Origin of the sequence: Blautia massiliensis (ex Durand et al. 2017), from assembly GCF_001487165.1 — a bacterium.
GTDB lineage: Bacteria > Bacillota > Clostridia > Lachnospirales > Lachnospiraceae > Blautia_A > Blautia_A fusiformis.
Genome location: NZ_LN913006.1, coordinates 2235468 through 2261910, shown reverse-complemented (window position 1 = coordinate 2261910; position 26443 = coordinate 2235468). Strand labels below are relative to the sequence as shown.

The following is a 26443-nucleotide window of genomic DNA, read 5'->3' as shown; positions in this document are numbered from 1 at the left end:
TGGGGCATCTCTTTTTTTAACCGAATCAAGTAAGTCCCCTGTTTCAATTGCGAAAAGCAATAAGCAGTGGGGGGGGGGGAACTTGCTGCAAAGGATGGTGGCTTTATGGAAACAAGGAAGATATCGATATCTCTTCATGAAAATGAATCATATATCCGGAAACGGTGTGAAAACTGCGATGATATCCTGATCAGGCCCATGCGCCTTGGTGAGGGACATAAGGCGGACTGTCTGATGGTCTATATTGAGGTTGCGGTTTCAAACATGATGCTGGATGATTCTGCTATCGGAAAAATGATCAATCATTTCTGGGAGATCCCGGAGGAAAAGATCCGGGAATTTATCCGTCGAAACAGTCTTGGAATTGCAGATGTGAAGGAGCTGTCTTCCATGGAGGAGGTATTTGGTGCCATTCTTTCGGGAAATGCAGTTTTCTTTCTGGATGGATACGACAAAGCAATGAAAATTTCCAGTAAAGGATATCCGGGGTTGGCTGTATCAGAGGTGAAGACGGAAAAGGTCCTCAGAGGCTCCAAGGAGGGCTTCTGTGACAGTGTAAAAACCAATGCGGCCCTTGTGAGAAAGCGGATCCGGGATACCAGGCTGAAGGTGGAGCAGAGCAGCATCGGTGTACGCTCCAATACGGTGGTACAGCTTCTTTATGTGGAGGATCTGGTCCATGAGGAGCTTCTGACTGCTGTGAAAGAGCGCCTGGAATCTTTTGCAGTGGACGGGATCCTGGACAGCGGGATGCTGGAACAGCTGACAGAAGAAGCATGGTATTCTCCCTTTCCTCAGTTTCAGACAACGGAGCGGCCGGACCGGGCTGCCCAGGAGCTGCTGAATGGAAAAGCAGTTCTGCTCTGTGACAACTCGCCGGTGGCACTGGTGGTTCCCGGAGCATTCAACAGTTTTATGGAAAGCAGTGAAGACTGGTACAACCGTTTTGAGATGGCATCCTTCCTGCGGGTGCTCCGGTATCTGGCCATGGCTGTGGCAACGCTGCTCCCCGGACTTTATCTGGCTGTGATCCGGTTTCATACACAGATCCTTCCGGCGAATCTGATCCTTTCCTTTGCACAGGCAAGAGAGGGCGTTCCATTTTCCAGTGTAGTGGAGCTGGTGTTCCTAGAACTGTCTTTTGAGTTGATACGGGAGGCTGGTGTGCGGATCCCGGGAGCTCTTGGAAATGCCATTGGGATCGTAGGAGGACTGATCATCGGACAGGCTGCGGTGGAGGCCAATCTTGTCAGCCCGGTGGTAGTGATCATCGTGGCACTGACAGCACTGGGATCACTGGCTATACCTAATGAGGAATTTGCTTCTGCATTCCGGCTTCTGAAGTACGCTTTTCTGTTTCTGGGAGGATTTCTAGGTATATTCGGAATCGTGTTGGGACTGTATCTCACCATGGCGCATCTGGCAGGACTTTTAAGCTTCGGTGTCCCATATCTGGTACCTTTTGTAGAGAAGAACAGTGAGGCGGAAACCGGTGGAAGGATTTTGCGACAGCCCTTCCGGAAGCGGAAATTCCGGCCGCTGTATGCCAGAAATGCCCAGAAACGCAGGCTTCGGACAAGGCCATGGAGCCGGAAAGGATAAAGGTTATGAGATTTGCGGAGAATAACAGGATTTCCCACAGACAGCTTTTTCGGCAGATCATACTGGTGTTTCCGGCGCCGTTTCTGCTGTGCCTGTTTAAGAATGGAGCGATGTTGGGCATCAGTGCCATGGCAGGGACAGCTGCTGCGGCCGTAGTGCTCTCTTTTTATGTGATCTGGCTGATACGTCTGACACCTGCATATGGGGAGCTTTCCAAAAGGACAGGAAGTTTTACTGTACGATTTATTGGCCTGTTCTTTTTGGTATATGTGATCGCAAGTTCGGCATTTCTTTCGGGCCTTCTGGGGGAGGTGATCCCGGAAAGTCTGATCAGCGGGATTTCCGGAAAATGGCTGTCTCTTCTTGCAGTTGCAGCCTGTAGTCTGGGAACGCATCGCGGAATGCAGAGAAGAGGGCGGATCGCTGAGGTGTCCGGAAGGATTTTTCTGGCAGGGATCCTTCTTCTGATGCTTTTATGTGCAGGGCAGGGAAAAACAGAGTACTTTATGGAAGTGATGAAAGATCCGGAAACAGGATTTACAGGAGAGCGATGGCTCCGTGATCTGTATACACTTTTGTGTGCTTTTTCAGGAGCAGGACTTCTTCCCTTCGGGCTGGAGTATGCAAAAAAACAGGGAAGTGCTAGAAAACCTGTGATCCTGGCTTTTCTTACAGTTTGCGGGATCATTTTTGGAATGCAGCTCCTTCTTCCGGCAGTCTTTGGAGGTGCACGCCTTAAAAACGAGATCTGTCCGGTACTGCCTCTTTTGGAGGGTGCAGATCTTCCGGGAAACGTACTGGCGAGATTTGATGTGATATGGATGGGGTTTCTGGTATTCGGACTTTTGTTTTCTCTGGGAAGTTTGTTTCATTACGGAAATCAGATCGCGGAAAAAACCGGATTCGGGACCGGTCGGTACTGGATCCCGGCAGCAGGCTGGCTGCTTTCCCTGTATGAGAGAAACGGGATGGGGATCCGGGAGTATTATGGCGGGTATCTGGGGTACATCTTTGTGCCGTTTCTGCTTGTGATACAGCTTTTTCTCAGTACGGAAAACCGGGGAAGACGGAAGAAAAAAGTAACTGTGGCAGGACTTGTCCTGGTCATCACTTTGACGGGATCAGGCTGTGCGGCAGTAGAACCGGAAAAAAGAGCTTATCCGCTGGCACTGGGGGCCGGTGTTTCAGAGAATGGCTTTGTGCTGAAATATGCAATGCCGGATATGAGTACAGCTACCGGACAGGAAAAACCGGACGAAGATCCGATTTCTGTGCTGACTCTTTCCGGCCGGGACTTTCAGGAGATCGAGGCAGTCTACAACCGGTCTCAGGAAAAATTTCTGGATCTGGGTCATCTTGAAGTGCTGATCCTGGATGAACAGATCCTGGGAGAGGGAGCCCGGGAAGCACTGATCGGATATCTGAAGCAGGAAGAGCATATCGGAGAGGATGTCTACGTGTTCCGGACGGATATGCTGGGAGATGTTTTTCAATGGAAGGGAGCCCGGGAAAGCTCCATAGGGGAATACCTTCAGGGAATTCAGGAGAACCGCACATCCGGGCAGCAGAAGAAGGGTGTGACTCTGCGGGAGGTATATCATCAGTTCTGTCAGGATGGAACGCTGCCCTGGCTTCCGGAGATATGGGTGGAAGGTGAGCTTCTGGAAGTGGATTACGGCAGTAATGAATAGATGGGAGCCGGACTGTTAATAATACAGATGATGATCAGTACGATAAATCGTACAGTATATCTCTGGATAAGATCATCCGAAGATTTTTGACAGGAGGGCTTGCTCATGGAGCATATAAAAATGAAGAAGCATGTATTAAAAAAAGCAGGAGGGTTCCTTTTGCTCACGGCAGTGATCCTTGCAGGGAGTACCTGGGAGAGAAGAACTGCCGGTGATCGGCAGCCACAGTTTTATGCCTGGTGGGGAACGATCTACCCGGAATTCTGTTTTGAAAAAGCAGAGGATAACGGGGAAAATAAGCCGGTGAAGATATCCTTCTGGCTTGCGCAAGCCCTGGATTGGTGATACAATATTTCAACGGACCAATCACGTTCGATTAATTATTTCAGGAGATAAGATCAATGAATATAGACAGAAACGCACCGGTGGGTGTGTTTGATTCCGGTATCGGAGGACTGACAGTAGCCCGGGAGATCATGCGCAATCTCCCATCGGAAAAAATCGTATATTTCGGAGACACAGCCAGAGTTCCCTATGGAAGCAAATCCAGAGAAACGGTGATCCGTTATTCCCGCCAGATCATTCATTTTCTGCAGGAACAGAAGGTGAAGGCCATTGTGGTGGCCTGTAATACAGCCAGTGCATTTGCTCTGGATGCGGTGAAGGATGAACTGGATATCCCGATCCTTGGAGTGATCGAGGCCGGTGCCAAAGTTGCTGCCCAGGAAACCAGAAATAAACGGGTGGGCATTATCGGAACGGTGGGCACGGTAGGAAGCGGTATCCATGCCTCTTATCTGAAGGAACTGGATCCGGAGATCACCGTGATCGGAAAAGCGTGCCCGCTGTTTGTTCCACTGGTAGAAGAGGGCTGGTATCATGATCCGGTCACCGAGGAGGTTGCCAGAAGATATCTGAAGGAGCTGCAGGAGCAGGAGATCGATACACTGATCCTCGGATGTACGCACTATCCTCTTTTAAGATCTACCATCCGCAAGATCATGGGTGAGGAGGTCTGCCTTGTGAATCCTGCATATGAGACGGCGCTGGAGCTTAAAAAGCTGCTCTCCAGACTGGATCTTGCCAGCAATGAGGTAGCACAGGAGGAATTCCCGTATCGCTTTTATGTAAGTGATCTTGCAGAGAAGTTTAAGGATTTTGCCAATTCCATCCTGCCGTATAACGTAGAAAAAACACAGAAGATCGATATCGAAAAATATTAAACAGATCTGTACATAAATGATAGGAGAAAAGAATGCAGAAAGAAGTTTTGATCCATGTAAGAGGGCTTCAGATGATGGATGCACAGGGGGATCAGGAACCTATAGAGATCATTGTTCCGGGACAGTATTATTTCCGTAATGGTTCTCATTATCTCAGATATGAGGAACTGCTGGATGAAACAGCAGAACCCACCATCAATTACATAAAAGTATCCGGAAAGGGTCTGGAGGTCAGCAAGAAGGGACTGGTCAATGTACACATGGTATTTGAACAGGGCAAAAAAAACATGACCTATTATACTACCCCTTACGGAACACTTCAGATGGGAATCTCAGCTACGAATCTGGAGCTGACGGAAAGCGAAGAGAACCTTCAGATCAAAGCAGATTATGCGCTGGATATGAATGAAGAACATGTGGCAGACTGCTATCTGGCAATCCAGGTACAGCCAAGAGACTGCAAGGATTTTGTTTTATAGATCCTGCAGAAAATAAAAGATATATAATTACACTACATAAGAAAAGCCGCCGTGCATCAGGGGAATTCCTGAAAGCATGGCGGCTGTTTTGGATTCTGATCATTTACGGAATCTTGCGAGGAAGCCTTTTTTCTTCTTCTGTGGTGCTTCGAGAGAACCACGGATTCCTTTTACGCCAACGATGTAAAGACCGCTGACTTCAGCTTTGATCTCTTTTTTGACCGGGATCAGATCAAAAACTTTTTCATCTGCAATAAGGATACTGATCTTCGGACCGACTTTGGCTTTTACGATCGGAAGCTTGGACCGGCGCATAAGCTTAGGTGTTTGGTCGATGACCATCTGTGGAAGTCCGGAATCTTTCAGCGGCATCCGTTTTTTATCGATGACCAGCATGGAAACTGTCTGCTTGTTAGCCTGGATCTGAGCCTGCTGTTCGTCCTGTTTTTTCTGAGCTTTTTTTCCGAAGAAATAGAGTGCGATCACTGCTGCGATCAGAATAACGAGGATGACCAGAAGAACGATGGTAACTGTACTCATTTGAGAATCCCCCTGTATATATATTTGTTTCGCAATCGGTTACATTACGCAAACAACATTTTAGCATTGTTTCGTCAAAAAGGCAATTAAAAAAGTGAAAAAGACAGGTGGAACGGTGGAAATTTCAGCAGTTACCAGTTATAATGATTACGATGCAGTTCATCTGTGTATGCTGCAGAGAATACAGGACATAACTATCTTTGAGCTAACATATGTAATGGATAAACCAGAGATGGAGGAAATATTATATGAAAGAGAAAAAGCCCGGGGGAACCCGACCGGAAATGGGAACTCCTGAGTACGAAGAATGGCGGAAAGAGATATTGAAACGCCGCAGAAAGCGCCAGCTGAAGGAACGCAGAAAACGTCTGGCCATCATAACAGCGGCAATGATCGTCGCAGTCGGGGCATCAGTAGGAGTCGGTGCGCTGAAGGGCAGAAGTGAGAAGGCTTCAAAAGAGAAGACAGTTTCTTCTGACAAACAGAAAGAACAGACCGTTTCCGGAGAAAAAGCTTTAGAAGCAGGTACTAAAAATACAGAGACCGCTTCCAAAGATACTCTCGCAGAGGCAGAGCTTCTGGCCAGTCAGTATAACTATGACAAAGCTATCGATCTTCTGAAAAAGGCTCCGTCCTATGATTCGGATAAGAAGATGCAGGCAGCTGCAAAAAAATACGAAGACATAAAAGCAACCTGTACGGCATGGCCCCTTGAAAAGGTGACACATGTCTTTTATCATATTCTGATCAAGGATCCATCCAAAGCGTTTGACGGAGACTACAAAGAAGCAGATTATAATCAGGTCATGACAACCATTGATGAGTTTAACAAGATCACGCAGACCATGTATGACAAGGGCTATGTGATGGTAAGCATCAAGGACATGGCAAAGGCAGACGACAACGGGAATATCACAGAGGGAGAGATCCTTCTTCCGCCTGGGAAAACGCCGTTTGTCCTCTCACAGGATGATGTATGCTATTATCATTACATGGACGGTGACGGCTATGCCACGAAGCTGATCGTGGATGATAAAGGAAAGATCCGCAATGAATATGTGGAAGATGACGGAAGCGTATCCGTGGGAGATTACGACATGGTTCCGCTGATCGACCGTTTTGTGGAAAAGCATCCGGATTTCTCATACCGCGGTGCAAAAGGAATCCTGGCACTTACCGGATACAACGGGATCCTGGGATACCGGACCGACGAAAGCTATGAGACCCGTCCGGCAGATCTGGATGAAAATAAAGTACAGTGGCTGGATGCACATCCGGATTTCAGCCTGGAAAAAGAACGGGCAGCCGCAAAAAAGGTTGCCGATGCCATGAAGGCAGAAGGCTGGGAATTTGCGAGCCATACCTGGGGACATCAGAATGTGGGACAGGTCACACTGGAGAAGCTTCAGGCAGATACCGAACGTTTCAAGAAAAATGTAGATCCGCTGATCGGGGGAACGGATGTTATCATTTTTGCTTTTGGAACCGACATTACCAATGACCAGGAGTATTCCGGGGATAAATTCGAATATCTGAAGGGGCAGGGATATAATTATTACTGCAACGTGGATTCCAGCCAGTATTATGTACAGATCCGGGATCGGTACTTCCGTCAGGGAAGACGAAATCTGGATGGATACCGTATGTATTATAACCCGGAACTGTTATCCGATCTTTTTGACGTAAAAGATGTTTTTGATCCGGCAAGACCGACACCGGTACCGCCGATGTAACGGTCATATCCGGAGATACGAGGGGACTTTTAGAAAGGGGCATATATATTATTATGAAGAAAAAAATTGCAGGTGTACTGACAACAGTGCTTGCGGCGTCACTTCTTGTGGGCGGAAACCATCCGGTCACTGTTCAGGTGGACAATATGATCTCCGGGACACAGGATGACGAGGATACACAGTCTGATGGAGCGGAAGTAGAAGCCGAAGAAGAACAGTCCGAAGAAGCCAAAGTAGCAGCGGATCCGGAGGACCAGCCGGCAGCTACCGAGACACCGAAGGAAGAAAAAAAGGCAGAAAAAGAAACACAGAAAAGGGAAGCAGCCGAGAACAGCTCTGACAGTACTTCCTCAGACGAAAAAACACTTCTCAAAAAAGCCAAAAAACTGGCACAGCAGTATGATTATACCGGCGCGATCTCCGTGCTGAAAAACAACTGGAAATTTGCTACCAGTGACAAGATGCAGGAAGCAGCAGCAGCCTACATGAAAAAAAGAGATGCCTGTGTGGAATATCCACTTGAGAATATCACCCATGTATTTTTTCATTCCCTGATCGTGAATACCTCACTGGCCTTTGACGGAGATTCCGATGAGGCCGGATATAATCAGATGATGACCACAGTCAGCGAATTCAAAAAAATGCTCCAGATCATGTATGATAAGGGTTACGTACTGGTGAGTCCTCATGATATGGCTGTGATCAATGATGACGGAACCATGAGCAAGGGAAAGATCATGCTGCCGGAAGGCAAGATCCCTTTTGTTCTTTCAGAGGATGACGTCAGCTACTATCATTATATGGACGGAGACGGATTTGCCACAAAGCTGGTGATCGACGACAACGGAGATATCAAATGCGAGTATAAGAAGGCAGACGGTACAGTTGTGACCGGAGATTACGATGTGGTGCCGATCCTGGATTCCTTTATCAAAGAACATCCGGATTTTTCCTATCATGGAAGAAAGGGTATTCTAGCAATGACCGGTTATAATGGTGTTCTGGGCTACCGTACAGATGGGGCATATAAGACCAAGAAGAATCTTCAGGATGACCAGAAGGCTTTTCTCAAGGCCAATCCGGATTTTGACTATGATAAAGAAGTAAAAGCAGCCAAAAAAGTGGCGAAGGCCATGAAAAAGGACGGGTGGGAATTTGCAAGCCATACCTGGGGTCACAGAAACGCTACAAGCTCCACAGCAGCGGAGTTGAAGACCGATAATAAAAAATGGGAAAAATATGTGGCACCCATCCTCGGAAAAACCGATATGATCATTTTTGCCTTTGGTGCGGATATCGGCGACTGGGAAGGATACACTTCGGATAATGAGAAGTATGAGTATTACAAAAGCCGTGGCTACCGCTATTTCTGCAATGTAGATTCCAGTCAGTATTTTGTGCAGATCACAAGTGAATATTTCCGTCAGGGAAGACGGAATCTGGATGGATACAGAATGTATTACAATCCGGATATGCTCAGTGACCTGTTTGATGTATCGGAGGTGTGGGATTCTTCCAGACCGACACCGGTACCGGAAATGTAAGACAGCAAACACACTTTACAAATCTGTATAAAAAAAGATTATAATCGAACCGACAGTACTTGATGAAGGGAGTAGGTTATGAAGAAAAAAGCATATCTCATGGTTCTTGCACTGTGTGCGGCACTGGCGATCACTGCATGTGGCACATCAACAGACCAGAAAGATGACAAAAAACCTGCAGCAGAAGCGCAGGATACAACAGATAAAGAAGATTCCGGATCTGCAGATTCCAAAGAGTCAGAAGAAACGGATTCCAATAAAGACAGCGAAGAGGCAGCCTCCGGAGATACAAGGCTTGTTTCCGTGGATGATGTGAGCAAATATGTGACCATCGGAGAATATAAGGGACTGACTCTTGATAACACAGTAGAAGCCGTAACCGATGATATGGTTGACGGAAGGATCAAGGAAGAACTTCAGAACAAGGCTGAGGAAGTAACGGAAGGCAGTGTTCAGAACGGAGATGTGGTTATCATTAATTATGTGGGAACCAAGGACGGAGTGGCTTTTGACGGCGGTACTGCAAATAATTATGAGCTGACCATAGGCTCCGGAACGTTTATCGACGGATTTGAGGACGGGATCATCGGAATGAAAAAAGGTGAGACCAAGGATCTCGATCTGACTTTCCCGAAGGAATACTCTTCGGAAGAGCTGGCCGGACAGGAAGTGGTATTTAAGGTCACTCTGCAGAGCTTTAAGCGTGCACCTGAGCTTACCGATACCTGGGTAGCCAAGAATACAGACTGCAAGAGTGTGGATGATTACAAGAAGGAAATCCGTACCACACTGGAGGATGAAGCGAAGACAAGTGCACAGAACACATTGCGTGAAACTGCATGGAACACAGTGCTCTCAGCATCTGAAGTGAAGGAATATCCACAGGAGGATCTGGATACAGCCAAGACAGAGTTTCGCAGTCTGTATGAGAATTATGCAAAACAGGGTGATATGACGCTGGAGGATTTTGTAAAAGCTCAGGGAATCTCCATGGATGATTTTGAGGAGCAGAGCGGTCAGTATGCGGAGTTTAAAGTAAAGCAGAACCTGATCGTACAGGGGATCATGGATGCGGAGAATATGACACTTGAAGATAAAAAATCTCTCAGTATCCAGGATGAACTGATCAAAGCATACAGTGTGAAGGATCTGGCTGCGCTGGTAGATAAATACGGACAGGCAGCCGTGGATGAATCCATCGGACTTCTCAGAGTGGAAGATTTTATCCTGGACAATGCAACGGTTGAGGAGAAGGTTTCTGCCGGTGATACCCAGGGAGTAAACGGAGATGATCCTTCCTCGGACGGAAGCAGTGCGGAAGGTACCGTGGATGAAGAGCTGGAAGCGGCAGAGGCTACAGATATGGTGCCGGAAGACGGCGAGGCGGATCAGGATGCAGACAGCAGCACATCGGATGCAGCGGGGCAGGAGTGATCTGACAGTATCAGCAGCTAAAAAAGTGTGGTGCCCGGAATGTGTTCCGGGTACCATTTTTTTTACATGTGCATCGCGAAGTGTGTTACTGAGAACGGAGTGAACAGTAACAAATTAAGAGATTCTTTCGGGAATTTCCATTGTATTTAAGCGTTAAATGCGGTATGATTAAAGACAGACATTAAATATCAAAGAAAGATATGAGTATATAAACGGGGATGTAAAAAATGGACAAAAGAGTTTTGCGTGAGAGGATGCGCAGAAAACAGCAGCAGTTAAGACGGCGGCGGATGATGAAGCGGATAACCTGTGTAGTTGCGGCGATTCTTCTGCTGGTTTTTGTTGTTCGAGGGGTAATTCTTCCCATCGTCAACCATGCAGGCGGCGGAAGCAATAAGGATGCGGAGACAGTAAATGTCCAGGCAAATACCGCCGGAGCTTCCACAGGCAGCAGTACGAAGGACGGTACGGCATCGACGGATACGGCTGCTTCGGATACAGACAGCGCGGATTCCGGTACGGATGCAACGGTGATGCCGGTAAAGGGCAGTGCAGCAGGCGAAAGGCTTTCTGTTATGACTCCGGGATGGCATGAGGATTCTACAGGAAAGTGGTATCAGAATCCGGATGGTACATATTATGTAAATGGTTTTGCGGATATTGACGGAACAACATACAGCTTTGATAAAAAGGGATACATGCAGACCGGATGGGTGGAGAAAGGTGTGAAGGACTATTATTTTAATGAGGATGGCTCTTATGATCCTTCCAAGAAGCGCCCGATGATCGCTCTGACCTTTGATGATGGTCCTGGAGAGTATACAGAGACACTTCTTGATACTGTTGAGAAATACAATATCCATGTTACGTTCTTTATGCTGGGACAGAATGTGGAGGGCCGTGAATCTACCATACAGCGAATGGTAAAGCTTGGCTGCGAGATCGGTAACCATACTTGGGATCATCCGGAACAGACGCTGCCGAATATGGATCTGGATTCTGTTATGCAGGAGTTCCAGAAGACGGATGATGCACTGGTAAAAGCCTGTGGGCAGGCATCAACGGTATGTCGTGCACCGTATGGCGCGATCACAGATGAGCAGATGAGTGCAGTTGGCAAGCCTTTCTTCATGTGGTCTACGGATTCTCTGGACTGGAAGCTGATGGATGCGGATGCAGATTATAACCAGATCATGAATGATTCCTCACTGGGAGATGGTTCTATCATCCTGATGCATGATATTCATGAACCATCTGTGAAGTGTGCCACAGAGAAGCTGATCCCGGCACTGATCGACCAGGGATATAAGCTTGTAACAGTCAGCGAGCTTGCAGAAGCAAAGGATGTTACGTTACAGAGTGCTTCCTATTCTGACTTCTGGGACAGCTCTCTTCAGGCTGGTCGTGTTGCAGGATATGCAGGAAATTCCAGCGATTCAGAGGATTCCTCAGAGGATGGCTCCGATGGAAGCGATTCTTCTGACGGATCTGATGTCAGTGACGGATCTTCCGATGAAGGGGACTATTCCGATGGTTCTGACGAAAGTGATTCTTCGGATGGATCTTCCGATGATGGAAGCTATGATGATGGTTCCTACGACGAATCTTATGACGATGGAAGCGAAGAATATTAAAAAATGACAGGAGAGACCTGAATGACAAAATGTGTGTCATTCAGGTCTCTTTTTTGACTTTATCTGACACTGTCGGATAATAGACACATATTAGCCGGAGAGGGTTTTTCCTTGACTGAAAATATGGGGATTGGTATAATTATAGAATAAAAAATTCCACTTAAAATTGGGGAATGGACGGTGGCAGAACTATAAAGGGAGGTACCTGAAAATGGGAAAGAAATTACAATTTACGGAGCTTGACCAGTATCTGTTTGGTCAGGGCACGAATTATGATATTTACAGGAAGCTGGGAGCACATCCAGATACGCAGAACCGGAAAAAAGGGGTTTATTTTGCAGTGTGGGCACCTAATGCACAGGCGGTTTCTGTTATAGGTGAATTCAACGAATGGGATACGGAGAAGAATCCCATGAAAAAAGTTGGACCCATTGGCGTTTATGAGACATTTGTACCGGGAGCGAAGATCGGACAGCTGTATAAATTTTACATTACAGGTGCACATGGTGAGGAGCTTTACAAGGCAGATCCATATGCCAATGCCGCTGAAATGCGTCCCGGAACAGCCTCTCGTATTACAGATATCACCAACTATAAATGGAAAGATGATACCTGGATGAAAAATCGCGAGAACTTTGATCCGGACACAAGTGCCATGTCTATCTATGAGGTGCATCCGGGTTCCTGGATGAAGCATCCGCAGACAGCAGAGGATGAGGATGGTTTCTATTCCTACAGAGAACTGGCGCCGAAGCTTGCACAGTATGTCAAAAAAATGGGATACACCCATGTGGAGCTTATGGGTATCGCAGAGCATCCTTTTGACGGTTCCTGGGGCTATCAGGTAACCGGCTATTACGCACCGACTTCCCGCTACGGAACACCGCAGGATTTCAAATATCTGGTGGATTATCTTCACCGTCAGAAAATCGGTATCATTCTTGACTGGGTACCGGCACATTTTCCGAAGGATGCACACGGACTGGTTAACTTTGACGGAACTGCTGTATATGAGCATGCAGATCCGAGACAGGGTGAGCATCCGGATTGGGGAACCAAGATCTACAATTACGGACGTCCGGAGGTGAAGAATTTCCTGATCGCAAACGCTCTTTACTGGGTAGAGGAATGCCACGTTGATGGTCTTCGTGTAGATGCGGTTGCATCCATGCTCTACCTGGATTACGGTAAGAAAGACGGTGAGTGGATCGCCAATAAATACGGCGGAAACAAGAATCTGGAGGCTATTGAATTTTTTAAGCATCTGAATACCGTTGTTCTCGGAAGAAATCATGGAACTGTCATGATCGCAGAGGAATCTACCGCATGGCCGATGGTAACAGGTAAGGCAGAAGACGACGGGCTTGGATTCTCCCTGAAGTGGAATATGGGCTGGATGAACGACTTCCTGGAATACATGAAGCTGGATCCATATTTCCGTAAATTTAATCATAATAAGATGACATTTTCTATGACTTATGCATACAGTGAGAAATATGTTCTGGTTCTGTCTCATGATGAGGTAGTACATCTGAAGTGTTCTATGCTGGAGAAGATGCCAGGAGAGCTGGATGATAAATTCAAGAACCTGAAGGCCGGATATACTTTTATGTTCGGGCATCCGGGTAAGAAGCTTCTGTTTATGGGACAGGATTTCGGACAGCTGCGTGAGTGGAGTGAGGCCAGAGAGCTTGACTGGTATCTTCTTGGCGAGGAAAATCATCAGAAGCTGCAGCAGTATGTCAGTGATCTTCTGCATATCTACCGCAAATATCCGGCACTTTACGGTGCAGATAATGATCCATCTGCATTTGAGTGGATCAATGCCAACGATGGCGACAGAAGTATCTTCAGCTTTGTGAGAAAATCTCCTACAAGACGTAATAATATCCTGATAGTATGCAACTTTACACCGGTAGCACGTCCGGATTACCGTGTAGGCGTTCCGAAGAAAAAACAGTACAAACTGATTATGGATGAGCAGGGGCTTCTTCCAAAGGGCAAGGTATTTAAAGCCGAAAAGAAAAATTGTGACAACCGGGAATTTTCTTTTGCATATCCGTTGGAAGCTTATGGAGTTGGTGTGTTTACATACTGATATTCTATATAGTGAAATCTTTGAAAGAAAATATAAAAGATAAAATAAAAATACCGGAGATCTGTGTGCCTTTGAAGTGTTGGCTTCAGAGGTGCCGGATCTCCGGTATTTTATGGATCTGGGTATAAACTGGTTACGAAAAGTTATCGCTATTCTTCGCTATCATCGTAGGAACCATCATCGTAGGAACCATCATCGTAGGAACCATCATCGTAGGAACCGTCGTCGTAGGAACCGTCGTCGTAGGAACCATCATCGTAGGAACCATCATCGTAGGAACCATCGTCAGAGTAACTGTCGTCGTAGGAACCGTCATCCGAGGAGTCGTCTGTGCTGCCTGAGTTATTATCAGCAGAGTTAAAGTCTTCGGAAGTGATGTCAATGCCTTTATCTGCGTAATATTTTTCTGCTGTGATAGAGTCGGTATCTTCTATGACATTTCCGGATGCATCGATCATGTTCAGGTCTGTGTCAATGGTCACATCCAGGAGGTTGGTCCCTGTGGATGGAGTGACATTCATGGACATGATCTCGTTGAACTTCTTTTTCAGGTTGTCAAGAGTGAATATACCGGAGCCAATGTATGACTGTACACCGTTCTGAGATGCAAGTTCTTCTGTGTAATCGGAAAGCATATATGGTCCGAATTCACCGGCATCGCTGTTGTAATGCATGACCAGAGGTTCCACTGTAGGGGTCAGGATCTCAATTGAGGTCTTGCCGTCCTGTACGGTTTTCTGAATGGTGAATTTTGCCATTCCGCCGAGAAGTTCTTCCAGCTTCTGCTGGGTGGATACGAAATTTCCCAGAGAGTAGAAGACTACAGTTTCATTGCCTTTGTCATCAGTAAGGCGGCCATATGGCTGGAGTACATGTGGATGTCCGCCGATGATGACATTTACGCCCTGCTCCATAAGGTAGGCTGCCCACTGTTTTTCGTATTCGTTTGGCATGGTTTCGTCTTCGGTACCCCAGTGTGCTACAAAGATGATGCAGTCGGTCTGCTGTTTTGCTTTCTGGATCATGGCTGTGATCTTGTCTTTGCGGATCATGTCGATCATGTAGTCTTTTCCTTCAATGCCGCCTACGTTTGTGCCGTAGGTGTAATCCAGAAATGCGATCTTGATACCGTTTACTTCACGGATCTTGACGGTGTCGGCATCTTCCTGGGAGTCGTGGATCCCCAGAAGTGTGACATCCGGATATTTGGTTTTCCAGAAGTTCAGTGTGTCTGTGAGGAAGCCTTCTCCGAAGTCATCGATGTGGTTGTTGGCGGATTCTACTACGTTGAATCCTGCTTTTATAATGGCGTCTCCTACTTCTGTGGGTGTTGCAAAGGATGGGTAGGAGCTTACGCTGTCATGGTCGGTTGTGAAGACGGTTTCCTGATCGATCATTTTGATGTCTGCGTCCTTGATGGCGTCCTGGATGTGGGTGTAGATCTTGTCGTAGTTCCAGTTGCCGTCAGAGGATACGCCTGCGTCGATGAGACTCTGGTGATAGAGGTTGTCGCCTACTGCGATGACTGAGGCAGTGGTAGTTTCGGCAGTGGTGTCGGCTGCTTCCTGATCGGCCTTGGCTTTGACTGCCGCGGCTTTTTTCTGGGCGTCTATGGCTGGTTTGCGGATGAGGCGGTAGTCCAGCTGATTGAAGAAGAGGACTAGGATCGCAAGGACGATGACGGATGCCATAAGACTTACGCGGGCATTGCTGCGTTCGCGGAAGTTCAGGGGGATGTTGTCCTTGGGGTTGCGCCGGGTTTCTCCGAGGGGCTCCGGGGTGGAGCTTTTTTTGAAGACTCCTTTGAGGGAGCCGGGGATTTTGATGTTGGGTGGAAATTTCATTTATGTTTTACCTTGTCTTTCTTTGGATTTTGAATGCGATTGATTGGTGATTGTTCGCTTTGTTATTTTTGATTTTTGTTGTGTGGTTGTATTATAGCAGATTTTTATTTTGGTGGGAAGAGGGTGGTGGGGGTGAACGTACGCCCGAGCCGGGGATGCTGTCTGGTCTGCGGCTTCGTCGGGGGCTGGCTTCTAGGCTGCCGGGAATCTGCTAAAAGCGTTTTCCAAAAGTCCGAACTCGCGTCTTGCAGCCGCTCAGACAGCGGACTTTTGAAAAACAACGCAGATTTCCGCCAGCCAAGAATCAGCTCCCCTCCTGCAGAGGCAGACCAGACAGCATCCCCGGCTCGGGCTGTGAGGTTCAAGGCGGTAGGGCTAGGGTGGCTGGGCGGGAGTTGGATGAGCCGTCAGCGCTGCGCTGGACGGCGTGGAGGAAAGGCTGAGTTTCCTTGTGGTTTGATGGGAAGGGGGTGGGCCGAGGCACTTCGCTGTCGGCTGGGAGTGTATCGAGGCGCTTCGTTGTCGGCTGGGAGTGTGTCGAGGCGCTTTGCTGTCGGCTGGGAGTGTGTCGAATTGCGGTGGAATTTTTGGATGGGTTTTGCGTGATTTTTTTTCTGGTGTATGGTATGGTTGGTATATCTTATAAGATCTTTTGTCTGTATGGACATTCTTGGAGCTTCGGGTTCTGAAGCGTTTTCCATTTTTTGTTACTGTGAAGGTTCTGAAAATCCGTTTTATGGGGTTTTTATCCAATGCGTCGTAAAACCCCTTGCGTCAGCTATGGGGATATAAGACGCGTCCATCGAATTTATGCAAGTAATTGAAGATGGACAAAATAGTAATTGTATTAACTAATGAGCCATAGTATAATATAAATATAAACATAACATATGAATCAAACAACAATGTCGTCTATTCCTGTAAATACCATGTAGTATGGTGTCCAAAGTATAGACGAAAAGTATTAATTAATGGTGTGGACGTCCGGCTGAAGGAGCTGCTCACAGAGTATGCTGCAAATCTTTCTGTAGACATTCTGGAAATGGAGATCATGCCAGATCATGTTCATATGCTTTTGGAAGTAGATCCTCAGTTTGGCATCCACAAAGCTGTAAAGTCATTTAAAGGCTATACGTCCAGAATTTTAAGACAGGAATTTCCCTATCTTAAAACGAAAATGCCGACTCTCTGGACAAACAGCTATTTTGTATCGACGGTGGGCGGTGCTCCGCTGGAAACAGTAAAACAGTATATTGAAAACCAGAAAACATCGCAGAGACAAAAGGATAAGATGGGATAATGCAAAAAGGAATTAAATTCAGGATCTACCCGAACAGAGAACAGAAAAACTTCATCCATCAGACCCTGGGATGTTGCCGGTTCATCTACAACCGGGGACTTGCCATGCGTAAGGAAGGCTATGAAAATGGGGAAAAGATCGGCTATTCCCAGACTTCCGCCATGCTGACTGAACTGAAAAAGCAAGAGGAGTTTGCCTTTCTGAAAGCAGCAGATTCCATTGCATTACAGCAGTCTTTGCGGGATCTGGACAGGGGATTTGTGAATTTCTTTCAGAAACGGGCTTCCTATCCAACCTTCAAAAGTAAACATAACCGGTTCCAGTCATACAGAACGGTAAATCAAAAAGATAATATTCGTATTGTGGGAAGATATATCAAACTTCCGAAACTTGGATTTGTTAAAATACGGCAGTCGATGGAAGTGGAAAAGATTAATCACGTGATCATTGAGCACACACCGGCTGGAAAATATTTTGCGGTTTTAAATGTTGATTTTGAACCGGAACCACGCTCAAATGCTGGCGGAACGATAGGGATTGATGTCGGGATCAAAGCGTTCTACTCCGACAGTAATGGAAATACGGTATCAAATCCCAGATATCTGGAACGCTCAATGCGAAAACTCATAAGAGAACAGCGCAGGCTTTCCCGAAAACAAAAAGATTCCCATAACCGCGAGAAGCAGCGGATCAGGGTGGCAAGAGTGTATGAGAAAGTAACCAATCAGCGGAATGATTTCCTGCAGAAACAGTCAACGATGCTGGTGCGTGAAAACCAAACCATCTGTATTGAAGATCTGAATGTTAAGGGGATGATCCGGAATCATAAACTGTCAAAATCGATAGCGAGTGTTTCCTGGGCAAAATTTTTTGAAATGCTGGAATATAAAGCTGGCTGGTATGGAAATGAAATTCACAGAGTACCAACGATGTATCCGAGCAGTCAGACCTGCAGCTGTTGTGGCTACAGAAATCCACGGATAAAAAATCTGGGCATTCGTATCTGGGAGTGTCCCAAATGCCATGCGGTTCATGACCGGGATACGAATGCAAGTATCAATATTCTGAAAAAAGGACTGCAGATGCAGTCTGCATAAAGATAAAAACTGTACCGTAGGGCATACGGGAACAGTATAAATATAGCTTGTGGACACTGTGTAAGACATTGCAGTACCGTAAGGTGTTTGCCAATGCAGTAGTGGGAGAAGCAAGAATCCCCCTGCTTTAGCTGTGGGGAGTGTCAAGTTTTCTTTGTGTGGTATAATTTATATATCAGTAGGAGTGTTAATGAATAACAATACTATATTTGACGATGTTTTCCGGACAATGGTGGAGAGGATGACTTACCTGCTCGTTCCGCTTATCAATGAGGTGTTTCATACTTCGTATCCGGAGAATGTAAAGATTGTGCATCTTCGGAATGAGCATCAGCTGGAGGATGGGGAATTGATCACGGATGCCCGGCTGTTGATCGGGGATAAGGTGTATCATATTGAGTGTTAGAGTGCGGATGATACTATGATGGCGATCAGGATGTTTGAGTATGATTTTGCGATTGCTTTGGAGAGTAGGCGGAGATTAGGACGGAAGTTTTATGTGGAGTTTCCGAGATCATGTGTAATTTATTTAAGATCTACGAAGAATACGCCGGATGTTGAGGAAGTGGAGCTGCTGCTTCCGGATGGGCAGGTGTGTGCATATCGTGTTCCGACGGTGAAGGTGGAGCGTTATACAAAGGATAGCATTTTTGAGAAAAATTTACTGCTGTTGCTTCCGTTTTATGTAATGAGATACGAGGAGTCGGCGCATATAATAGGTGAGGATTCTGAGAAACTACGAAGATTATTGAAAACCTGTGCGTCGCATTCTCGTTACTTCAGTGATGAGTTAGGCGCACTATTTTTTTGAGAATAAGCAGAACAAATGTTTGTGAATTCTATTTGCATATGGTATAATAAAAACATGGATAAAAATATGTTTAATATCAATAACAATGAACTTTCATATGGTAGAGGATATGTGTATTCCCTGCAGTACCATCTGGTATGGTGTACAAAATATCGGAAAAAAGTTTTAAAAGATGGTATTGATGCAGAATGCAAAGAAATGCTCTGTGACCTTGCAGAAGAATATAAATTTCAGATCCTGGCAATGGAGGTTATGCCGGATCATATCCATCTTCTTGTAGACTGCAGACCACAGTTTTATATCTCGGATATGATCAAGATCATGAAGGGGAACATTGCCAGGCAGATGTTTCTTGCGCATCCGGAACTGAAGAAGGAACTTTGGGGAGGGCATCTGTGGAATCCATCTTATTGTGCAGTAACTGTGAGTGACAGGAGCAGGGAACAGGTATGTTCTTATATCGAAGGGCAAAAAGAAAAACAGTAATCTGAAAGAACTCGTTTTTTATATTTGTAAGAAAGAGGAAAAAAGATGAGGACAGTATCCAGTTATGGCGTAGAACTGCGAAAACAGAATATCCCGATCCGCCAGACACTGGATATTTATCGTTCTGCGGTCAGCTGCCTGATTGAGATCTATGCCCAGGCATGGGATGAACTGGCAGTGATCACGGAACCTAAAAAACGTTTCAATACTGCAGAACATCTGGTGCATACCACTAAAAAGAACCAGGCAAAGTTTGCTTTTGACCTTCGTTTTCCAAAGATGCCTTCTTATCTCAGAAGGGCAGCTATCCAGCATGCCTTGGGAAGCGTATCCTCATATAAGACGAGGCTGGAACTGTGGAAAAAAATGGATAAGAAAGGCGGCACGCCGAAGCTGGTGTGTGGTAATCATGCTATGCCGGTATTTTACCGTGATGTGATGTACCGTGAAGATACGGAGGAAAAAGATGGAGCGTACCTGAAACTTTATGACGGCCATGACTGGAAATGGTTCCGGGTCAGTCTCAGCCATACAGATATGGAATATCTGAGGAAATACTGGGCGGGAAAAAGAACAGCAGCTCCCGTGCTGGAAAAAAGGCATCGTAAATACTTCCTGCGTTTTTCTTATACAGAAGAGGTGCCGCTTACAAAGGCACCTGTAAAAGAACAGATCATCTGCAGTGTGGATTTAGGGCTCAATACGGATGCAGTCTGTACCATTATGCGGTCAGATGGAACTGTCCTGGGAAGAAAGTTTATCGATCTTTCCAGTGAAAAAGACCGGATGTACCGTGTGCTGGGACGGATACGCAGGTTCCAGCGGGAACATGGTCCTGTACAGGTGAAAAGCAGATGGGCTTATGCGAAGCGTCTTAACACAGAACTTGGAAGAAAGATCGCAGGAGCAGTTGCAGGATATGCGGAAGAAAACCACGCGGATGTGATCGTGTTTGAGTATCTGGAAACAAAAGGAAAGATATCCGGAAGAAAGAAACAGAAGCTGCATTTGTGGAGAAAAAGGGATATCCAGAAAAGATGTGAACATCAGGCGCATCGCAGAGGGATGCGGATATCCAGGATCTGTGCATGGAATACCAGCAGGCTTGCCTGTGATGGGTCGGGAACAGTTGTCCGTGATCCAGGCAATCACAGTTTATGTACATTCCAGAATGGAAAAAGATATAACTGTGATCTTTCGGCGTCCTATAATATTGGAGCAAGATATTTTATCCGGGAACTCTTAAAACCCCTTCCGGCAACGGAAAGGTCTTTGCTGGAGGCAAAAGTCCCTTCAGTAAAGCGTAGGATCTCATGTGTATATGCGGACTTAAGAGAACTATTTTCAGAAATGGAACTCTTAAGAGCAGCATAAACACAGGCAGATATACAGCGGATTACCTGCAGTGTGGGAACCTGCCATATCTGGCATGGAAAAAGCGCATGACTGCGCATATCCTAAGTTACAGGCGTATCCGTCGATATTTAGCCTTGTCGCTTAAAGCGACTGAGGAGCATGTGACTTTAGTCATGTGAGATCCACTAGATTGATTGTAAGGATATCAGATTACATTTTCCGAAAAGAAGAAAAAATCAAGGAGTAGATGAAGTTATGGGTGGAAAGGTTTTACAGTTGGAATCGGAACGCTTGTTTGAGCTGGGAGAAGCACGTGGGAAAATTATTGGAAAAGCAGAGGGAAAAGCAGAGGGCGAGGCTATTGGAGAAACGAGGATGAGGATGTTGATCAATCGTTTGATCGCGGATGGTCGAATGGATGAGATTGGGAAAATCATAGACAGTGCGGAGGCTTGCAGGGAGTTGTATAAAGAGTATGGTTTGTGAGAAATAAAGAGGATGTTTTGTTACTGGTGACAAATGTCAGATTTTTACAGAAGAGAGGATATAAACATGGGTGTTTACAGGCGTAAGGCACAGTATCATGAGACGGATCAGATGGGGATCATCCATCATTCCAATTATGTGAAATGGATGGAAGAGGCCCGGATCGATTTCATGAAGGAGTTGGGCTTTGGTTATGGTGAGGTGGAGAAGCGGGGGATTGTTTCTCCGGTTGCAGGGGTTTCAGTTTCTTATAAGAAGCCGGTGCTTTTTGATGATGTAGTTGGGATTTCGGTTTCGGTGAAGAAGTACAGTGGTGTGGTTCTGGAGCTGGCTTATGAGTTTTTTAATGTGACCAGAAGTGAGGTTTGTACAGAGGCTTCCTCGAAGCATTGTTTTACCAGGAATGGGGAGCTGGTTTCTCTGAAAAAAGAGATTCCGGAACTGGATGTGCTGTTCAGAAGCTGTGTGAAGGGGGATTGAGTCTGATGGAAGTTGTGGAGATGCTTGATAATCTGAAGGAAAAGGCCCGCAGGGACCCGGCGCTTCGGGAGATGTTGCTTGCTACCCGCAGGGAGAAAGCGCCGCTGGCTGCTTTCTGTAAGAAGTGCCGGGAGCTTGGGGTTCCGGTTTATGAGATGGATCTGATCGCAGCTGGTGAGGAATTTTATGCAGCGATGAAGAGGAGTACCAATGGCGGCGGAGAGAATTCTCCGATGCTTGAGGGTGAGGATGATTTTTATGAACTGTTTTTTGCTGGGTTGGAGTGAAAAAACAGTTTCAAAATTCCGCATCAATATACTTCTCCAGCACCGGGAACTGTACACCACCGATCTTCAGTACCTGGCTGTGGAAAGCTTTCAGATCAAAGTCCTGACCAAGGCGGTTTTGTTCGGAAGTGCATAAGTCCAGAAGACTTAAGTAGCCCCAGTAGTATTTCAGATAATTTCCCGGGGTTTCCAGGATATACTGGTAGATCTCGGAGACAACGGCGCTGTCTTCGATACCAAAGGCTTTCAGAAAGCTGGCGGCTTCGGCCTGAGTCCAGCCGTTGTAATGGATCTCAATGTCCAGAAGGGAGTACATGCATAAATTGATGCTTCGGTTCAGCCAGGAGATTCTGGCAAGCTCTGTGGCAGAAGGATCCTGAATATAATCGGCGGCGTACTGGTAGGCATAGGGTTCGATGTAGGTGGCCCATCCTTCTGCAAAGCCGGAGGTGCAGAGAAGATTTCGGATGTTGGAGGATTTTTGGCGTTGGAAGGTGACAGTCTGGTAAAGATGCCCCGGGAATCCTTCATGTGCCAGTGTGGTAAAAAGCTCCAGACCCTGGTAGCTGGCAGCCGGATTTATGTAGATCACATTGGGGGTTCCGGTATCCATAGGTGGGGTGAGATAAAAGGCGGGGCTTAGATATTCTTTCATGGAATCGTGGACTGTGCGGAGCTCAAAGGTGACATCTGTGAGAGGTGGGAAGTCTGTTTGGATCTTCTGCTGCAAGGCATTCAGCATCTGGGCAGGCTTTATTTCTCTGAAAGTGATTCCCCGGCTGAGAGTAGTCAGAAGCTCCGGGTTTTGTCGAAGTATGGTTCCTGCGATGCCGATCTCGTCGGAAAGCTGTCCGGAGAGTCGTTTTTCCATTTGCTTTACAGGAACGTAAGAGCCGGTCTGACTCTGAAGAAGATAGAGATAGTAGGCTTTTCCTCCCTTGAAATAAGTCAGGCCACGAGTGTTTTTTCCTGTGCCACGCAAAGCTTCCAGACCGGTCATAAGTTCCTGATAGGCTGGGATGACTTCTGTTTTCATAAGATTTTGGTGGGTCAGGACCAGAGCGTTCTGCTCTGAGGAAGGAAGTTTTCCATATTCGGATAGCTTTTTCTGGAAAATTTCCAGCATATAATTGTTGTCGGGATTCTGGATAAAAGCACTGCATTGTGCAAGGATCCGGTCCAGTGTGGTGTCACTCATAAAAAAACCAGCTTCGGATTTCTTTTTCTCAAATTCCAGGATGCTCCGAAAGTATGGGCGGATGGTGGTGAGAAGAGTGAGATAGTCGGTGATATCACGATCTTCATAAAAGGCATATTCCGCCAGAAGAACCGGAAGCTGAGCCTGAATACCAAGACTTGGGCCAAGAGGCTCCTGAAGCAGATAATTGTCGCCCAGTGATTTTTCCGTGTGGTAATAGAGGAGCATGGAGTCCAGCGTCAGCTGATTTTCCGTGGAAAGGCGGCTGTAGCGGAAGGATTTCAGCTTTTTTTCGTACTGGCTGCAGATCTGGTATGTATTTTTCATATCTGTGGGGACAGTGCCAAGAGAAGCTTTTTTTCGCCGGATACCCTGTTTTTCCGGATGTGCCAGGGTATAATGGAGGGTAAGGGTGCTGCCGGAAACTTCATTTTGAAAAACTTTTCCGGAAAAGGCTTCGAATTTTCCGTTTTCTGTGATCCCGTGAGTGGAAAAATAACCGGCAGTAAGGCCGGTGAGAAGTGCCAGGATAAGAAGCAGAGTGATGATAATAGGAGATTTATTTTTCCTGATTTTAAGAGACATAAGACAGTCTTTCATTACTGTTTACAGACATATACCATGTGGAGAGTGCTGATGGTCTCGAAGCAAACAGTAACGTCCTTTCAGAGTGGCGCTTTGTTCTATCATATTGGAAAATTACGGAATCTATGATATTATGTGAGCGGAAATATACAAAAATGGAGAAATAACATGAGTGATATTTATGATCTTGCAATTTTAGGCGGAGGTCCGGCAGGGATCACGGCAGCGATCTATGCGTCCAGGGCCAGGTTAAATACCATATGGATCGATAAAAACTTTGCACCGGGCGGTCAGGTCACAGCTACCTATGCGGTGGATAATTATCCGGGAATGCCGGGGATATCGGGCATGGATCTCGGAGAAGCCTTTGGGGCACATGCCCGGAAGCTGGGCTTGGAACCGCAGCGAGAGAAGATTCTTTCCCTGGAAAATATTTCCGGAGAGATCAAGACGATCCGTACAAAAAAGCATGAATATCAGGCGAAATCTCTGATCCTTGCATTTGGGGCAGAGCACCGGAAACTTGATATCCCGGGAGAGGATGATCTGAGCGGCCTTGGTGTTTCCTACTGCGCTACCTGTGACGGAGCTTTTTATAAGGATCGGACCGCAGTGGTAGTGGGGGGAGGAAACGTGGCAGCAGAGGATGCAGTTTTTCTTTCCGGCCTCTGTGAAAGGGTATATCTTGTTCATCGCCGTGATGCGCTTCGAGCAGATCAGACACTTCAGGAGAAAATTTTTGCCTGTGAGAATATAGAAATGGTGTGGGACAGTGTTCCCCTTGAGATCCTGGGACAGGACGAAGTGACCGGTCTTAAGATCCGTAATATAAAAACAAATGAAGAGAGGGAGCTGACCGCAGATGGTGTTTTCATTGCTGTGGGGATTGTTCCTAATACGACACTTGTAAAGGATCAGCTCAAGCTGGATGAAAATGGATATATCTGTGCAGGAGAAGAGGGGGTTACCAGCGCACCTGGGGTTTTTGCAGCGGGGGATATTCGTACCAAGGCACTTCGCCAGATAGTAACTGCTGTTTCAGATGGAGCCAATGCAGTGGCTTCCGCACAGAAATATCTCTGGAGGAAAGATAATGGCAACGATTAAGGAAATCGCACAAAGAGCAGGCGTGAGTACAACAACTGTTTCCAATGTCATACATGGAAAAACAAAAAAAGTATCTCCTGCCAATATTCAGAAGATCGAGAATCTTATCCGGGAAATGGGATATGTCCAGAAAATGGGACTGAGAGTTCTGAATAAAGAAAAATCCCAGCTGATCGCAGTTGTGATCAATTATCATAAAGACTTCAGGGATTCTATCATCGGAGATCCTTTTTATGGAAAGATCATCGGTTTTATCGAGAAATACGTGCAGGAGCTGGGATATTATCTGATGCTGTATTTCGCAAAGGATACAGATAAGATATTCCAGATGGTCATGGGCTGGGATGTAGATGGCGTTATTGCCATCTCCTTCAGCAAAAGCAACTGTGAAAAGATCTATCAGCTGATCAACAAACCGATCGTTTCCATTGATGCATACGGTGAGCTTGATGCAGGCCAGGAAAAACATGTCCTGAATATCGGACTGGACGACGAAAGCGGCGGCTATCTTATGACAAAATATCTTCTGGAATGCGGCTATGAGCATATCCAGGTTTGTGCAGGCCGTGATAATGGTGTGGACCATCTTCGTTACATGGGCGCTCAGCGGGCGGCGAAGGATTTTGCAAAGAAAAAGCAGAAGGTGCAGTTTACTGCTCTTGGAATGAACTACGCCAAACGAAAAGAAAGCTATGCGTGGCTGCTCCAGCGGAAAAAACCAAAGGCCGCACTGTTTTTCTTGTCGGACCTCTATGCATTGGAGGCTATCAGCTTTTTCAGCAGTCGTGGAGTAAAGATTCCGGAGGAGATCGGAATTGCAGGATACGATAACATCAGCTATGCGGAATTTTCCGTGCCTCGTCTGACTACTATCAGCCAGAATGTGGAGCAGAAGGCATCTCTTGCAGTGGAAATTCTGATGGAACGGATCAATGGAGTGGAAAAAGAGCGTGAAAATGAGATCATGCTTCCGGTCACGCTGATCCCCAGGAGATCTGTACAGCCGCAGCATGAAGAAAAGTAAGTCTGCAGAGAATGTACCTGATCTGATCAGGGGGTAGATACGAGAAGTCACTGTAGAACTGTGAAAAATAGAAAATCGGGACTTTCAATATAGTAAGAGTATAGAGAATCTAAGATATAAAGATATCAAAAGCCGAAATATACGGGAACTGTCAGTGTCTGACAGTCAGAGTATTTTCGGCTTTTTGTAAATTTACCTGAAATCGTAAAAGAGTTATCCTGTGTAGGTTCGTGCTGAAGATGTGGATAATAAGCATTTGCTGTTCTATGTGAAACCTGCACAAAACCATGATTTTGAACTTGTTACAATGATAGGTTATGTACATAACCTATTTACACAGTCTAACTTTGATGCTATAGTGTGAACATAAAGGTTAGGTACATAACCAAAGGGAAAGAGTACAG

At 46.3% G+C, this 26443-nt stretch carries 25 protein-coding genes; 22 read left to right on the top strand and 3 right to left on the bottom strand.

The genetic code is table 11. The features are described from left to right. Positions 1 to 105 precede the first annotated feature (105 nt). From BN3261_RS11400 to BN3261_RS11380, 5 genes are all read left to right on the top strand, one after another. Positions 106 to 1602: a spore germination protein gene (locus BN3261_RS11400; RefSeq protein WP_022427304.1), complete on the top strand. Its 1497-nt coding sequence runs from the start codon at positions 106 to 108 to the stop codon at positions 1600 to 1602. A 5-nt stretch (positions 1603 to 1607) separates the two neighbouring features. After that, on the top strand, positions 1608 to 3293 hold the full coding sequence (locus BN3261_RS11395) for a GerAB/ArcD/ProY family transporter (protein ID WP_059086933.1): 1686 nt from the start codon (positions 1608 to 1610) through the stop codon (positions 3291 to 3293). Positions 3294 to 3398: 105 nt separating this feature from the next. Continuing rightward, on the top strand, positions 3399 to 3638 hold the full coding sequence (locus tag BN3261_RS11390) for a hypothetical protein (RefSeq protein WP_021653073.1): 240 nt from the start codon (positions 3399 to 3401) through the stop codon (positions 3636 to 3638). A 56-nt stretch (positions 3639 to 3694) separates the two neighbouring features. Further along, positions 3695 to 4516: a glutamate racemase gene (gene murI, locus BN3261_RS11385; RefSeq protein ID WP_021653072.1), complete on the top strand. Its 822-nt coding sequence runs from the start codon at positions 3695 to 3697 to the stop codon at positions 4514 to 4516. Positions 4517 to 4548: 32 nt separating this feature from the next. Next, complete coding sequence (locus BN3261_RS11380; RefSeq protein WP_021653071.1) at positions 4549 to 4995, top strand: YwiB family protein; 447 nt, start codon at positions 4549 to 4551, stop codon at positions 4993 to 4995. Between the two features lie 99 nt (positions 4996 to 5094). Here BN3261_RS11380 and BN3261_RS11375 read toward each other — a convergent pair whose 3' ends face one another. Further along, positions 5095 to 5535, bottom strand: coding sequence for a type IV pilin (locus BN3261_RS11375; RefSeq protein ID WP_059086292.1), 441 nt, complete (start codon positions 5533 to 5535; stop codon positions 5095 to 5097). A gap of 94 nt (positions 5536 to 5629) precedes the next feature. On the opposite strand from BN3261_RS11375, the gene BN3261_RS17750 reads away from it, so the two are divergent. From BN3261_RS17750 to glgB, 6 genes are all read left to right on the top strand, one after another. Then, positions 5630 to 5833 (top strand): hypothetical protein, encoded by a 204-nt coding sequence (locus BN3261_RS17750; protein ID WP_173741147.1) that lies wholly within the window; start codon positions 5630 to 5632, stop codon positions 5831 to 5833. After that, positions 5784 to 7268, top strand: coding sequence for a polysaccharide deacetylase family protein (locus BN3261_RS11370; protein WP_330383266.1), 1485 nt, complete (start codon positions 5784 to 5786; stop codon positions 7266 to 7268). The genes BN3261_RS17750 and BN3261_RS11370 overlap by 50 nt, the downstream gene beginning before the upstream one ends. Before the next feature lie 53 nt (positions 7269 to 7321). Further along, positions 7322 to 8812: a polysaccharide deacetylase family protein gene (locus tag BN3261_RS11365; RefSeq protein WP_059086291.1), complete on the top strand. Its 1491-nt coding sequence runs from the start codon at positions 7322 to 7324 to the stop codon at positions 8810 to 8812. 78 nt (positions 8813 to 8890) lie between these two features. Beyond that, positions 8891 to 10246 carry a trigger factor gene (tig, locus tag BN3261_RS11360; protein WP_059086290.1) on the top strand — a complete coding sequence of 452 codons (1356 nt, stop codon included), beginning with the start codon at positions 8891 to 8893 and terminating at the stop codon, positions 10244 to 10246. A 227-nt stretch (positions 10247 to 10473) separates the two neighbouring features. Continuing rightward, a complete protein-coding gene (locus BN3261_RS11355; RefSeq protein WP_059086289.1) occupies positions 10474 to 11880 on the top strand; it encodes a polysaccharide deacetylase family protein in 1407 nt (468 codons plus the stop codon). 211 nt (positions 11881 to 12091) lie between these two features. Continuing rightward, complete coding sequence (glgB, locus tag BN3261_RS11350) at positions 12092 to 13978, top strand: 1,4-alpha-glucan branching protein GlgB (RefSeq protein WP_059086288.1); 1887 nt, start codon at positions 12092 to 12094, stop codon at positions 13976 to 13978. A gap of 149 nt (positions 13979 to 14127) precedes the next feature. Here the strand turns inward: glgB and BN3261_RS11345 are convergent, their stop codons facing one another. Further along, positions 14128 to 15822 carry a CapA family protein gene (locus tag BN3261_RS11345; protein ID WP_235812375.1) on the bottom strand — a complete coding sequence of 565 codons (1695 nt, stop codon included), beginning with the start codon at positions 15820 to 15822 and terminating at the stop codon, positions 14128 to 14130. Positions 15823 to 16693: 871 nt separating this feature from the next. Here BN3261_RS11345 and tnpA (BN3261_RS11335) point away from each other — a divergent pair. The 9 genes from tnpA (BN3261_RS11335) to BN3261_RS11295 all read left to right on the top strand — a co-directional run bounded on the left by tnpA (BN3261_RS11335) (position 16694) and on the right by BN3261_RS11295 (position 22125). Further along, a complete protein-coding gene (gene tnpA / locus BN3261_RS11335) occupies positions 16694 to 17122 on the top strand; it encodes an IS200/IS605 family transposase (protein WP_420313731.1) in 429 nt (142 codons plus the stop codon). Continuing rightward, positions 17122 to 18219 carry an IS200/IS605 family element RNA-guided endonuclease TnpB gene (gene tnpB, locus BN3261_RS11330; protein ID WP_059086285.1) on the top strand — a complete coding sequence of 366 codons (1098 nt, stop codon included), beginning with the start codon at positions 17122 to 17124 and terminating at the stop codon, positions 18217 to 18219. The genes tnpA (BN3261_RS11335) and tnpB overlap by 1 nt, the downstream gene beginning before the upstream one ends. A 190-nt stretch (positions 18220 to 18409) precedes the next feature. Continuing rightward, positions 18410 to 18625, top strand: coding sequence for a hypothetical protein (locus BN3261_RS11325; RefSeq protein WP_059086284.1), 216 nt, complete (start codon positions 18410 to 18412; stop codon positions 18623 to 18625). 15 nt (positions 18626 to 18640) lie between these two features. After that, entirely contained in the window at positions 18641 to 19030 is a 390-nt protein-coding gene (locus BN3261_RS11320) for a hypothetical protein (RefSeq protein ID WP_139148853.1), read from the top strand. A gap of 54 nt (positions 19031 to 19084) precedes the next feature. After that, positions 19085 to 19516 carry an IS200/IS605 family transposase gene (gene tnpA / locus BN3261_RS11315; RefSeq protein ID WP_110103717.1) on the top strand — a complete coding sequence of 144 codons (432 nt, stop codon included), beginning with the start codon at positions 19085 to 19087 and terminating at the stop codon, positions 19514 to 19516. A 45-nt stretch (positions 19517 to 19561) separates the two neighbouring features. Beyond that, entirely contained in the window at positions 19562 to 20890 is a 1329-nt protein-coding gene (locus BN3261_RS11310; protein ID WP_059086281.1) for an IS200/IS605 family element transposase accessory protein TnpB, read from the top strand. Positions 20891 to 21127: 237 nt separating this feature from the next. Next, positions 21128 to 21358: a hypothetical protein gene (locus BN3261_RS11305; protein WP_059086280.1), complete on the top strand. Its 231-nt coding sequence runs from the start codon at positions 21128 to 21130 to the stop codon at positions 21356 to 21358. Between the two features lie 66 nt (positions 21359 to 21424). Continuing rightward, positions 21425 to 21838 carry an acyl-CoA thioesterase gene (locus BN3261_RS11300; protein ID WP_227945569.1) on the top strand — a complete coding sequence of 138 codons (414 nt, stop codon included), beginning with the start codon at positions 21425 to 21427 and terminating at the stop codon, positions 21836 to 21838. Positions 21839 to 21843: 5 nt separating this feature from the next. Next, positions 21844 to 22125, top strand: coding sequence for a hypothetical protein (locus BN3261_RS11295; RefSeq protein ID WP_021651190.1), 282 nt, complete (start codon positions 21844 to 21846; stop codon positions 22123 to 22125). 10 nt (positions 22126 to 22135) lie between these two features. Here BN3261_RS11295 and BN3261_RS11290 read toward each other — a convergent pair whose 3' ends face one another. Next, on the bottom strand, positions 22136 to 23908 hold the full coding sequence (locus BN3261_RS11290) for a DUF885 domain-containing protein (protein ID WP_235812374.1): 1773 nt from the start codon (positions 23906 to 23908) through the stop codon (positions 22136 to 22138). Positions 23909 to 24076: 168 nt separating this feature from the next. Here BN3261_RS11290 and trxB point away from each other — a divergent pair, with 168 nt between their 5' ends. Together trxB and BN3261_RS11280 are read left to right on the top strand one after the other, a co-directional pair. After that, the gene (gene trxB / locus BN3261_RS11285) at positions 24077 to 25015 is read left to right on the top strand and encodes a thioredoxin-disulfide reductase (protein WP_015525369.1); all 939 of its coding nucleotides are present in this window, start codon (positions 24077 to 24079) and stop codon (positions 25013 to 25015) included. Then, positions 25002 to 26039: a LacI family DNA-binding transcriptional regulator gene (locus BN3261_RS11280; protein WP_021651186.1), complete on the top strand. Its 1038-nt coding sequence runs from the start codon at positions 25002 to 25004 to the stop codon at positions 26037 to 26039. Before trxB ends, BN3261_RS11280 begins: the two co-directional genes overlap by 14 nt. Positions 26040 to 26443 lie beyond the last annotated feature (404 nt).